Raw genomic sequence first — 11,267 nt, 5'->3', positions numbered from 1 at the left:
CGGAGCAACGGGGTGTAGTTTTACGGGCGCGTTCGACTACATGCGCTCAGGTGCGGTAACACCGAGCAGCTGCAGAGCATTGGCCAGCGTCTGGCGGGTAGCCTCAGCCAGGCCGAGACGAGCACGGTGTAGCTCGGATACCTCTTCGTCTGCCTTTGGCAGAATCTGGCAGGTGTCGTAGAAGCGGTGGAAGACACCGGCGAGCTGCTCAGAGTAACGGGCAATGCGGTGTGGTTCCCGCAGGTCAGCAGCAGACTTGATGATGGCCGGGAACTCACCGATAGTGCGGATGAGCTCACCTTCACGGTCCTCTACCAGCAGGGAGAAGTCAGCGCCTTCGCTGGTCACACCGGCCTCTTCGGCACGGCGGCCGATTGAGCACAAACGAGCGTGGCCGTACTGGACGTAGTAGACCGGGTTGTCGCTGGACTGCGAAGCCCACAGCCCCAGGTCGATATCCAGGCTGGAGTCCACAGAGGAACGGATTAGCGAGTAGCGAGCAGCATCGACGCCGATTGCCTCAACCAGGTCGTCCAAGGTGACCACTGTGCCCGCACGCTTCGACATCCGGACAGCCTTGCCGTCGCGAAGCAAGTTGACCATCTGACCGATGAGCACCTCGACGCCATCGGCGTTGTAGCCGAGCGCTGCAGCGGCCGCGCGCAGACGCGCGATGTAGCCGTGGTGATCGGCACCCAGCATGTAGATGCACAGGTTGTGGCCGCGGTCGAACTTGTTCTTAACGTATGCGATGTCACCTGCGATGTAGGCTGCGTCGCCGTCGGACTTGATGACCACGCGGTCCTTGTCGTCACCGTAATCGGTGGACTTCAGCCACCATGCGCCGTCAGCTTCGTAGAGCTTGCCGTTTTCCTTCAGGGAATTGACAGCTGCTTCTACCTGACCGGACTCGAACAGCGAGTTTTCGTGGAAGTAAACGTCGAAATCGGTGCCGAACTCGTGCAGAGACTTCTTGATGTGCTCGAACATCATGTCCACGCCGATGGCGCGGAAGTGCTCCTGGACCTCTTCCTCAGAGCCCTCGAGTGCCTGCGGGTTCTTCTCCAGCACAGCAGCGGCGATGTCCTGGATGTACTCTCCGCCGTAGCCATCTTCCGGAGTCGGCTCGTTGCGAGCGGCTGCAACCAAGGAGTCGGAGAAGCGGTCAATCTGGCGACCGTGGTCATTGAAGTAGTACTCGCGAGTGACCTTGGCACCGGTGGCGGACAGGACACGACCGAGAGCGTCACCGACTGCTGCCCAGCGAGTACCGCCCAGGTGGATCGGCCCGGTCGGATTCGCGGAGACGAACTCCAGGTTCACGTCGAGGTTGGAGTTGAAGTCGGCATGACCCCACTTCTCCCCCGCTGCCAGGACGTCCTCGACGATCTTGCCCTGGGCATCGGAGGCCAGGCGGATGTTAATAAAGCCCGGGCCTGCGATGGTTGCTTCATCGATGCCCTCAGAAGCGCCGAGCGCTGTGGCAATTTCAGTTGCCAAGTCACGCGGCACCATGCCGACGCGCTTGCCCAGCTGCATGGCGATATTGGTTGCATAGTCGCCGTGCTCAGGGTTACGCGGACGCTCGACGGTCGGGTTTTCCGGCACGATAGAGACATCGGCATCGTGGGCAGTCAAAACCTCGACGGTGACTTTTCGGACTAGTACAGCAAGATCAGCAGGATTCACGATTGCCTATCCTATTAGGTCAATCGCAGTCGTGGAAACATCAGCCACCAAAAGATTGATTTGAGGGGTATCTGCAGGCCACCGCGTCCGGCTGTCCTACACCGCTTTCACGGTCCAGCCGAATTCAGGTTGAGAACAGATTTAATCCGGGGCTAGGCGTAGCATTCAGGTAGGAAATTATTGCCTTACCCCTCAACCCTTTTTGGAGCGACCGTGAAAGTAGCACTTTTCGCGACCTGCATCGGGGACATGATGTTTCCAGATGCAGTGAGTGCGACCGCCAGAGTTCTCACGCGCCTAGGATGCGATGTGGTCTTTCCACCACAACAAACCTGCTGCGGCCAAATGCACGTCAACACCGGGTACCAAAAGGAAGTCCTTCCTCAGCTGGACACCTACGCTGATGCTTTTGCAGATTCCTCGATTGACTACGTTGTCGCCCCGTCCGGTTCCTGCGCCGGCGCCGTTCGCCACCAGCATCCGATGATCGCGGGCCGCTACGGTACCCGTGCCCAAGTCCACGCGGCACAGGCCTGCGCGAACAAGACGCTGGATCTCTCCGAGTTCATCACCGATGTCGCTGGCGTGACTGACGTCGGTGCTTACTTCCCCCACTCAGTGACCTACCACTCCACCTGCCACAGCTTGCGGGTACTCAAGGTGGGCGACCGTCCGTGGCGGCTGCTCAGCGCAGTCGATGGAATCGATCTGCGCGAGCTGCCCGGCGCGGCGGAGTGCTGCGGTTTTGGCGGCACCTTCTCGGTGAAGAATGCGGAGACCTCCGCTGCAATGGTTGCCGACAAGACAGCCAATATCCGCGCTACGGAAGCGGAGTTCGTCACCGCTGGCGATGCTTCCTGCTTGCTCAATATCGGTGGCGCGTTGCGTCGCCAGGACTCTGGCGTGCACGCCATCCATATGGCCGAGATTCTGGCCTCCACCAAGGAGACCCCGTTTGATGTGCACAACCGCCAAGAGGCTTCCCTGCGAGGTGAACAGTAATGGTCGCAATTAACGTCGGCATGCCAGCCCTTCCTCCCCGCGCGCCGCACAACGTCGGGCATCTGCGCGGTACGCGCGGGTTCACGGCCGCAGCGCACGAGGAACTCAAGAACACTCGCATGCGCGAAAATGTCGGTCATGCCACGCGTTCGATTCGTCAGAAGCGCGCGCATGTCGTAGCCGAGAAGAATGACTGGGAGCAGCTGCGGCTCGCGGGCAGCCACATCAAGCGCGATGTTATGGCGCGTCTGCCGGAACTGCTGGAGCAGTTTGAAGAGTCAGTTACGAACGCCGGCGGTCACGTCCACTGGGCGCGCGATGCCGCCGAGGCAAACCGCATCATCACGGACTTGGTGAAAGAGACCGGCGAAGAAAAGGTCGTCAAGATTAAGTCGATGGCCACACAGGAAATCGGCTTGAACGAAGCACTTGCCGACGCCGGCATCACCGCCCGCGAAACCGACCTGGCGGAACTCATCGTTCAGCTTGCCGACGACATGCCGAGCCACATCCTGGTTCCTGCTATCCACCGCAATCGCGAGGATATCCGCGAGATCTTCCTCAATGGAATCCCAGGAGTCGACCCGGATTTGAAAGCCAATCCGGCCGATCTGGCCGAGGCATCCCGTAAGTTTCTGCGCGAGCAGTTTATGGAGGCCAAGGTTGCGATTTCCGGCGCCAACTTCGGTGTGGCCGAAACCGGTACTGTGGCCGTCGTCGAGTCAGAGGGCAACGGCCGTATGTGTCTCACGCTGCCGGAAACACTGATTTCGGTGATGGGTATTGAGAAGCTGCTTCCCACCTTCCAGGATCTGGAAGTGTTCTTGCAGCTACTGCCACGGTCGTCGACAGGCGAGCGTATGAATCCCTACACCTCTCTGTGGACGGGAACGACCGACGGCGACGGCCCGAAGAATTTCCACATTGTGTTGCTGGACAATGGGCGCTCGGCCACTCTTGCAGATCCGATTGGGCGTGAAGCGCTGAAGTGCATTCGCTGCTCGGCATGCCTGAATATCTGCCCTGTTTATGAGCACGTGGGCGGTCACGCTTACGGTTCGGTCTACCCGGGCCCGATTGGTGCGATTTTGTCCCCGCAGCTCACTGGCATGGATTCCTACGATGATCCGAATGCTTCGCTGCCCTATGCGTCTTCGCTGTGCGGGGCTTGCTTTGAGGTCTGCCCGGTGCGAATTGACATCCCTGCGGCACTGCTGGAGCTGCGTCACCGTAAGGTCACGGAGCACCGCCCGCCGGTGGAGGGCAAGCTGTTTGCCACGCTCGGGTTCATCATGGGCAATCAGAAGCTCTGGAACATGAGCGCAAAGATGGCCTCGCTGGCCCGCGTGCTGGGCCTCAAGGACGGCGAAATTCACGCCCTGCCGCTGTTCCTCAGCGGTTGGTCCGATGTGCGTGACACGCCGGTGCCGCCGCAGAAGCCCTTCCGCTCCGTGTGGGGTTCGGAGGATCTCTCCGCTCAGTTGGCGCGTGAATCGGCGCATCAGGTACCGACCAAGATCAATGGCCAAAGCGAAAAGGAGTCCTAGCGATGACCAACTCTGGCGCCAAAAACGACATTCTCGGCCGCATCCGCAACGCGCAGAAGATTGCCTTTGAGGGCCGCGATTTAGCCTCTGACGTGGGCATTATCACCGGCGAGCCCGGCGCGCACTTCTCCGTTCCACGCGACTATGAACGAAGCTCGGAGCTGCCCCACAAGGACATCGTTTCGCTTGCCGACGAACGCATCGCCGATTACAAAGCCGATGTGCGCCGTTGTGGCAGCTCGGCAACTGAAATCAATGACGCAGTGAAGAAGGCTATTGCGGATGTTGGGGCCTCGCTGATTGGTATCCCCGAGGGCTTGGACCGCGACTGGGTTGCGGGGCTTGGCTCTGGCGAGACTGCTGAAGGGGCGACCGAAATCCGCGTCGATACCGGTTTCAACGCCCGCGAACTGGACGAACTCGATGCCATTGTCACCAGCTCTGCGGTTACCTGCGCGGAGACCGGCACCATTTTCCTGGACGGCTCCGCTACCTCCGGGCGCCGAGCCCTGACCTTGGTGCCGGATAAGCATATTTGTGTCGTCCCAGCAGAAACGATTGTCTCTGGCATTCCGGAGGCCATTTCCCGCCTGCGAGAGGTTGACCCCACGGCTCCAATCACTATGATTTCCGGGCCTTCTGCGACCTCGGATATCGAGCTTTCCCGCGTCGAAGGTGTCCACGGCCCGCGCACCTTGATTGTGATTATTGCTGGGTAGGGGCGAATACTCCCTGTTATCGCCCTGGCCAGTACCTTTTGACTGACACGAATAGCATCACCGCTACCGCCACGATTGTCACCGCAGCGGTAGCGCCAACATGGTGCCGCGGCACATTTGATGCAACTACCAGCACAATAACCAGCGCAAGGACTGCAGCCCAACCTTGTCGCGCCCTTTTATCCCATTTGAAGGCATTGTCCTCCCAGTCCGGGTCAAAGACCCCTTCCCTATTGCGGTAATCAAAAACGAACTGAACCGCGATTAGTAGCAACACACCGGGAAAAATCCACTTAGTTGTCAATCCCGCCCATGCAATGACTCCGATTAAGAACCCGAAAATGGCAGCATAGATAACTGCTTGTCCCCATACTGCACTAGGGCTTTTGGGTCTTTTCAGCGCAACTTCGGTTTCCGTCATAGATTCCAGGCTAAACCTCAAATCGAAGCTCCACAGCGGTTTCAACCAAACCTCGGAATATTGACATGACAACAATGCGTTATGGAAAATGAAACAACCTAGCTAAAGGAGCCTTCCATGAGCGCAATCATTCAAAAGTTCTCAGTAGCCGACAACCCACAGCTCCCCGGCATGGATCCCTTCCTGTTCGCGGTCCACCATTACGACCTATACCCGCAGGCCAAGGGCACAACCATGACACCAGATGCCTCGCTGCTCGGCCGTAATATCGGCATGGACTTTTCCGGCAAGGACGGCTGGTCCATGTACCACGGCACAACCGTCCCCGGCTTCCCCTCCCACCCACACCGCGGCTTTGAAACTATCTCGATTGTCGAGGAAGGTTACGTCGACCACACCGACTCCGAAGGTGCACAGGCTCGTTACGGCGACGGCGACACTCAGTGGCTGACCACCGGCGCAGGCACTGCGCATGCTGAAATGTTCCCGCTTCTGCATAACGACGGCCCCAATCCTCACCACATGTTTCAGATTTGGCTGAACCTGCCGCCCGAAGGCAAGGAGGCAAAGCCGCACTTCCAGATGTTCTGGGCAGAAGACACTCCGCATGTCACCGGCACTGATGACAATGGCCACGGCTACGACGTAAAGGTCATCGCGGGCGCATTCGACGATACTCAGCCGCTTGCTCCACCACCGGAATCCTGGGCCGCTGCACCAGATTCCGATGTAGCCGTGTGGGTGCTGCGCCTGCAACCGGGCGCACAGCTAACGTTGCCACCAACCAATTATGCCGAGACAATTCGGACTCTCTACTCTCTACGCGGCAGCCTCACTATCGAGGGCGAAACGCTGGTGCAAGAGGGCGCAGTGCTGCGCTCAACCGAGGCACTGGACATTTCTGCAGGTGCCGAGGGGGCCTTCGCGCTCATCCTCCAAGGCCGACCAATTGGCGCTCCCGTGTATCAGCATGGCCCGTTTGTCGCGAATAGCCGCGAAGAGCTCGTTGAGGCATTCGATGCCTACCAGCGTGGCGAGTTCGGCGCATGGCGGTTTGATTCCAACGATCCGGTTGCAACCTTTGAAGAGGGGCGCTTTGCCCGCTATCCGGACGGTACGGTTCGTCGCCCGGTCAATTAACCGGGATCCCCGACGGGGCTGCACATGTGAAACTGTGTGAGTTTATGACACTTTCAGGCCATTTTTTGGGTCATTTTTGTCATAAACGCAGTCAGTAACTCGGATTGGCCCGCTTCCGCCAGGTACACCCGAAACAAAAATCCCTCAAGCAACCAGGCGAATCTAATCGAACCTAACCGCTTAAGGGATAAGACGTGCCCCCGAGAGGAGTCGAACCTCCGACCTTCGGTACCGGAAACCGGCGCTCTATCCACTGAGCTACGGGGGCGTGTGGCACAAGCACAACAAGTGCAACGAGAAAAGATGTTACCACTTGGCTGGGGCGATTAGCGAAATGCCCCGCACCCCAGCCGAATCCGCACTATGCGGCCTCAGAAACCTGGTCTTCCTCAATAGGACACACCACAGGAACGCCTCCATCATTAAGCACGCGGGCTCGAATTCCATAGACGCGGGCCAAAAGATCCGGTGTGAGAACGTCAGCAGGACTCCCCTGGGCAACCACGTGGCCGTCGTGAAGCATGACAAGCTCATCGCAGTAGCGGGCTGCGAGATTGAGATCGTGGATTGCGACGAGCGCCAAGGAGCTCCGTGAGGCGACCTCCGCGCGGACGAGCTGTAGGAGTTCCACCTGGTGGCGCAGGTCGAGGGCGGAGGTGGGTTCGTCGAGAAGCATGACCTCGGGATTGCGGACAAACATCTGCGCGACGGCGACGAGCTGACGCTGACCGCCGGAGAGCTCGCCGACGAAGCGGTCGGCAAGGTGCTCAATACCAACCTTCCGGAGAACCGCCGCAGTGTGCTCAATCTCGGAGCCGCGCACGCGCAGACGCCCGGCGCGCCGGCCAGAGACCAGTACCGATTCGAATGCGGTCAGCGAGGCACTTGCTGGCAAATCCTGGGGCACGTAGCCCACCACATCGCGCAGTTCGGAGCCGACGACCCGCTCAGTGTCACGGGTCAGTGCAATCTCCCCGGCCATTGGCTTTCGAATCCCCGCCAGGGTGGTCATCAGTGTGGACTTACCCGCAGCGTTTGGCCCGAGCAAACCCGTCACCGTACCCGGCTTCAGCGTGCGCATCGACGCCCCGCGCAGCACCTTCCGCTTACCATAGCCTGCAGCTACTTCGTTGACATCGAGAAATACGCCCATTAGTTCCACACCGTCCTCTTACGCAGAAAAACCAAGCCGACAAAGAATGGGACACCGACGATTGCGGTAATGATGCCAATCGGCACTGCCACACCCGGCACCACCGTGATGGATACCGCATGAGCTGCCGCAAGCAGCGCCGCGCCCGCCGCCATCGATGCCGGGGCAAAGAAGCGCTGTTCTTCACCGACCAGCATGCGTGCAATGTGTGGGCCGACCAGTCCGATGAAGCCGATGATGCCGGCGAAGGCCACTGCGGTTGCTGCCAGCAGCGAGGCTACAATCAGCGTCGCAATGCGCAGCCTATCCACATTGATGCCCACGGCTTTTGCTCGGGCATCGCCAAGCCGCAACACCGTCAGCGCCCACGCATAGCGGATAGTGAACGGAATAGCGATTAGCAGCGCCGCCGCAATGATACCGTTGGCCACCCAGTTCGCGCGCTGTAGCGAGCCCATCGTCCAGAACACAATCTGCTGGAGCGCCTCGGTAGTCGCGCGGTATTGCAACAGCGCCAACAGCGCTTGGAATAGAAACACCAGACCAATGCCGAGCAGAATCATCGATTCCTTACCCGAGCCGCGCCATACCGACGCCGCCGCCACAATCGCCACAGCGACGACGGATGATACCCAGGCCACGGCCGCCAGGTTGAACTGCGCATGCGGAATAATCACCCAGCCCAGCACAATCGATGCCGCCCCACCGAACGCCGCTGCAGCCGAGATACCGAGCGTAAACGGCTCCGCCAGAGGGTTATCGAGGATTGTCTGCATCTGTGCACCGGCAAGCGACAGCGCTGCACCAATCAGCACTGCCATCACCGATGCAGGCAGACGCAGCTTCCACAGCACCGTACGAGTGGTTTCGTCCACATCATTCGGGCTCACGATGCCACGGACGACGTCTCCCACACTCAGTGACATCGGCCCCACGATTGTCGCCACTACAAACGCGCACACGGCCAGGCCTACCAGCACCGCAATAACGGCAATCTTCTGGGCCGAGCGTCGTCGGTACTGTCGCGCAGAGTCGTAGGTCGTGCTTGACGACGGACACTCGTGCTGTTCGGTGGCGGGGTGCGACTCTTGACCGCCACTGTCGTTGGTGGAGGTGGGCTCGCGGGGTTCGTCGTCAAGCCCTGACGCGGGAGCGTGCAGATTGGTGTAAGTCATCGGATTCCTTCTTCGATGGTGGAAGATGGGTTACTTGGTCGGCTCCAGCGCGGTGAAGAAGGTGCCGCTGAGTTCGAAGGGCAGATAGTCCTTGTGGAACTTGGCGAAGTCAGCGACTGGGTCGAGGTCAGCGAACTCTTCGGGGTGAATCCACTTGGCGAATTGCTCGAGGGCGAAGACGTTGTACGGCGAGTCGTAGAACTGGTGGAAGGCGGCGTACAGGTCCCCCTTCTTCGGCGCGGTCAGGGTGTCAAAACCCGGAGTCTTCAGCAGGCCTTCCAGAGTGCGCTGTGCGGTCTCTGGAGTGGCGGTGTAACCGAGCTCAACGTGTGGCAGGACTTCCGGCTTCTGCGGGTCGAGCGCCCAGGAGCCGCCGGTGGCGATGATCTTTTCCGGCTGGACGGACAGGACTTTCTCTGCGGTCACGCTGCCCGATTCGGTATTGATGAGGCTGTCTCCGAGGTTTTCACCGCCGGCTGCTGTGACGAGGTCACCGAGGTTGGACTTGTTGACGGTCGAGCAGCAATCCTTGAGACCAGCTGCTCGCCAGACAAAGGTCTTTGGCTTGTCTTCGAGCTTGGCGGCACGTTCGGTGATCTCGTTGACGCGCTCAGTGTAGAAGTCGGTGAACTTTTTGGCATTGTCCTGCTCGTCGACGATCTGGCCGAGGAGCTCGACGGACTTGGCGGTATTCTCCAGGGGCTTCTGACGGAAGTCGGTGAATACGTACTTCAGACCTGCCTGATCGAGCTTGGTGAGGAAGCCGGACTCCTCCGCGGCCTTCTTGTGGTCAAGGGTCATGACGACCACGTCTGGGTCGTGGGAGATGAGGTTTTCAACTGTGACATCGCCCTTGGCAATATTGCCGATGGTCGGCATATCCTTCAGCTCTGGATTCGTCTCGAAAAGCTTGGCTTCAAACGATGGAGCGCCCGAATGCAGATCGCTGCCCATGGCGACAACATGGTCACCCGGGTTTTCTTGGTCAAGCATCGCGGTGACAAACATGGCGCGGCCTTCACCGAGCACTACTCGTTCTGGCTGCTTGTCGAAGGTCACAGTGCGACCTGCGACATCAGTGACAGTGAGTTCTCCCTTGTTGTCGGCAGCCGTGTTCGACTCTGCGTCCGCACCGCATGCTGTAGCGACGAAGCTCAGCGCTGCACACCCGATTGCGGCCAGAGTTTTGGTCTTTGGCGCGGTTTTAGCCTTGGCGAAAATATTGACTCTCATGCGTTCTTGTTTCTGCCTTATTTATCTCTGCGTAGTTTTTTTGGTGTTTAGGGCGCACAAAGAGAAGTGAATACTCATCCCTTTGCATTAGGCACGCCTTACCTTACAGATTGAAACGGAGAGAAAAAAGCGCCCTGCTAGTGGTGGTTTTACTAGCAGGGCGTAGGAGGCTTATTTCCTTTCGAGAACCGCCTGGAAGCACCTCAACATCACTTCGCGGTCTTCATTCGCAAGTGGCGAAATAACTTCCTCGCGAACGGTGTCTACGTAATCCGGCGCCGCTTCGGCAAACACGTGTCGACCAACACCTGTTAGGACGACGACATAATCCGAGTCCGGGTCTTCGCCGTGATCTTCGGTGTGAATAAATCCGCGCTTTTCCAATCTGTTGGTATGCAGCAGCGCGCGGGGGTGGTTCCACTTCAGTCGATCACAAATCTTGTCAACATGCAGAATCCCATCCTCCACCTCATGCAAAGCGATGAGCAGGGTAAAGTCAGCGAACGTCAGCCCGGTGCGAGTGCGTAGGCTCCGCTCAATATTGCGCTCTACCTCGCGAAAAGCAGCTACCATCGACTGCCAAAAGAGCTGTTCATCATCACTCAGCCATTCAAATGAGTTCATACTGCTCTAGGCTAATGGTGAGAGCCTCGAAGCGGAGACAAATGAGAAAACACTCACAGAAAAACTTTTGACTACTCTGCTTTTCCGTCGACGGAATCGGTGACCGCAGCATTGGCGGTCGCTGCAATCTTATCGAGCACAGCGGAAATCCCCTGATAGTCGATATTTTCACCGAGCACGTCAAACAAGACATGACGTACAAGCTTCACATGGTTCGGCGCCGCCTTCTCAATCACGGTTCGACCGTGTTCAGTAAGCGTGACATCGATACCACGGTTATCGCAGGCGCAGCGTTCCTTAGTTACTAGTCCACGTCGCTCCATGCGAGTAATTTGGTGCGACATTCGGCTGCGGTCCCATTCCAGGGACTCACACAGGGTGCGCATGCGCACAACATTGTCTTCAGCCTCGGAGAGAACAACCAGAACCGAAAAATCTGCAGTGGAAATATCGAGAGAATCTTGCAGCTGAAGGTCAATTGACCTGTCAACGGCCCGTTTAGCGTTCAGAATTGAGCGCCATAACCGCTGCTCTTCATCACTTAACCACGGAACATCTTGCATA

General features: G+C 58.5%; 11 protein-coding genes and 1 tRNA gene. 4 read left to right on the top strand and 8 right to left on the bottom strand.

Annotated features, from left to right (window positions below; translation table 11 throughout):
- Positions 1 to 36: 36 nt before the first annotated feature.
- Positions 37 to 1,689: an arginine--tRNA ligase gene (argS, locus tag ADB08_RS06965; protein WP_049172039.1), complete on the bottom strand. Its 1,653-nt coding sequence runs from the start codon at positions 1,687 to 1,689 to the stop codon at positions 37 to 39.
- Positions 1,690 to 1,902: 213 nt separating this feature from the next.
- Here argS and ADB08_RS06960 point away from each other — a divergent pair, with 213 nt between their 5' ends.
- The 3 genes from ADB08_RS06960 to ADB08_RS06950 are packed head-to-tail and all read left to right on the top strand — an operon-like array spanning position 1,903 to position 4,957.
- On the top strand, positions 1,903 to 2,691 hold the full coding sequence (locus ADB08_RS06960; RefSeq protein WP_042388597.1) for a (Fe-S)-binding protein: 789 nt from the start codon (positions 1,903 to 1,905) through the stop codon (positions 2,689 to 2,691).
- The gene (locus tag ADB08_RS06955; protein ID WP_049172036.1) at positions 2,691 to 4,238 is read left to right on the top strand and encodes a LutB/LldF family L-lactate oxidation iron-sulfur protein; all 1,548 of its coding nucleotides are present in this window, start codon (positions 2,691 to 2,693) and stop codon (positions 4,236 to 4,238) included. The genes ADB08_RS06960 and ADB08_RS06955 overlap by 1 nt, the downstream gene beginning before the upstream one ends.
- Positions 4,239 to 4,240: 2 nt before the next feature.
- Complete coding sequence (locus ADB08_RS06950) at positions 4,241 to 4,957, top strand: LutC/YkgG family protein (RefSeq protein WP_016422443.1); 717 nt, start codon at positions 4,241 to 4,243, stop codon at positions 4,955 to 4,957.
- Between the two features lie 16 nt (positions 4,958 to 4,973).
- On the opposite strand, the gene ADB08_RS06945 is transcribed toward ADB08_RS06950, so the two are convergent.
- Positions 4,974 to 5,378 carry a hypothetical protein gene (locus tag ADB08_RS06945; protein ID WP_016422442.1) on the bottom strand — a complete coding sequence of 135 codons (405 nt, stop codon included), beginning with the start codon at positions 5,376 to 5,378 and terminating at the stop codon, positions 4,974 to 4,976.
- 117 nt (positions 5,379 to 5,495) lie between these two features.
- Here ADB08_RS06945 and ADB08_RS06940 point away from each other — a divergent pair, with 117 nt between their 5' ends.
- Positions 5,496 to 6,518: a pirin family protein gene (locus ADB08_RS06940; protein ID WP_049172034.1), complete on the top strand. Its 1,023-nt coding sequence runs from the start codon at positions 5,496 to 5,498 to the stop codon at positions 6,516 to 6,518.
- 195 nt (positions 6,519 to 6,713) lie between these two features.
- Here ADB08_RS06940 and ADB08_RS06935 read toward each other — a convergent pair.
- From ADB08_RS06935 to ADB08_RS06910, 6 genes are all read right to left on the bottom strand, one after another.
- Positions 6,714 to 6,786, bottom strand: a tRNA-Arg gene (locus ADB08_RS06935).
- Between the two features lie 93 nt (positions 6,787 to 6,879).
- Positions 6,880 to 7,671: an ABC transporter ATP-binding protein gene (locus tag ADB08_RS06930; RefSeq protein ID WP_049172032.1), complete on the bottom strand. Its 792-nt coding sequence runs from the start codon at positions 7,669 to 7,671 to the stop codon at positions 6,880 to 6,882.
- The gene (locus ADB08_RS06925) at positions 7,671 to 8,846 is read right to left on the bottom strand and encodes a FecCD family ABC transporter permease (protein ID WP_049172030.1); all 1,176 of its coding nucleotides are present in this window, start codon (positions 8,844 to 8,846) and stop codon (positions 7,671 to 7,673) included. Before ADB08_RS06925 ends, ADB08_RS06930 begins: the two co-directional genes overlap by 1 nt.
- Before the next feature lie 30 nt (positions 8,847 to 8,876).
- A complete protein-coding gene (locus ADB08_RS06920; protein WP_049172028.1) occupies positions 8,877 to 10,079 on the bottom strand; it encodes an ABC transporter substrate-binding protein in 1,203 nt (400 codons plus the stop codon).
- Between the two features lie 171 nt (positions 10,080 to 10,250).
- Positions 10,251 to 10,703, bottom strand: a complete 453-nt coding sequence (locus ADB08_RS06915) for a MarR family winged helix-turn-helix transcriptional regulator (RefSeq protein WP_016422437.1) — start codon at positions 10,701 to 10,703, stop codon at positions 10,251 to 10,253.
- Between the two features lie 71 nt (positions 10,704 to 10,774).
- Positions 10,775 to 11,266: a MarR family winged helix-turn-helix transcriptional regulator gene (locus ADB08_RS06910; protein ID WP_049172025.1), complete on the bottom strand. Its 492-nt coding sequence runs from the start codon at positions 11,264 to 11,266 to the stop codon at positions 10,775 to 10,777.
- Position 11,267: the final 1 nt, after the last annotated feature.

Origin of the sequence: Corynebacterium sp. 239_CJEI (genome assembly GCF_001055995.1) — a bacterium.
Classification (GTDB): Bacteria; Actinomycetota; Actinomycetes; order Mycobacteriales; family Mycobacteriaceae; genus Corynebacterium; species Corynebacterium jeikeium_D.
The sequence above is the reverse complement of the archived record's forward strand: the minus strand, read 5'-3'. Positions and strand labels throughout refer to the sequence as shown.

What these genes read in the sequence shown, in the direction of transcription:
- ADB08_RS06955 (WP_049172036.1), top strand. Translation starts at nt 2,691, where the DNA reads ATGGTCGCAATTAACGTCGGCATGCCAGCCCTTCCTCCCCGCGCGCCG.
- ADB08_RS06950 (WP_016422443.1), top strand. Translation starts at nt 4,241, where the DNA reads ATGACCAACTCTGGCGCCAAAAACGACATTCTCGGCCGCATCCGCAAC.
- ADB08_RS06945 (WP_016422442.1), bottom strand. Translation starts at nt 5,378, where the DNA reads ATGACGGAAACCGAAGTTGCGCTGAAAAGACCCAAAAGCCCTAGTGCA.
- ADB08_RS06940 (WP_049172034.1), top strand. Translation starts at nt 5,496, where the DNA reads ATGAGCGCAATCATTCAAAAGTTCTCAGTAGCCGACAACCCACAGCTC.
- ADB08_RS06930 (WP_049172032.1), bottom strand. Translation starts at nt 7,671, where the DNA reads ATGGGCGTATTTCTCGATGTCAACGAAGTAGCTGCAGGCTATGGTAAG.
- ADB08_RS06925 (WP_049172030.1), bottom strand. Translation starts at nt 8,846, where the DNA reads ATGACTTACACCAATCTGCACGCTCCCGCGTCAGGGCTTGACGACGAA.
- ADB08_RS06920 (WP_049172028.1), bottom strand. Translation starts at nt 10,079, where the DNA reads ATGAGAGTCAATATTTTCGCCAAGGCTAAAACCGCGCCAAAGACCAAA.
- ADB08_RS06915 (WP_016422437.1), bottom strand. Translation starts at nt 10,703, where the DNA reads ATGAACTCATTTGAATGGCTGAGTGATGATGAACAGCTCTTTTGGCAG.
- ADB08_RS06910 (WP_049172025.1), bottom strand. Translation starts at nt 11,266, where the DNA reads ATGCAAGATGTTCCGTGGTTAAGTGATGAAGAGCAGCGGTTATGGCGC.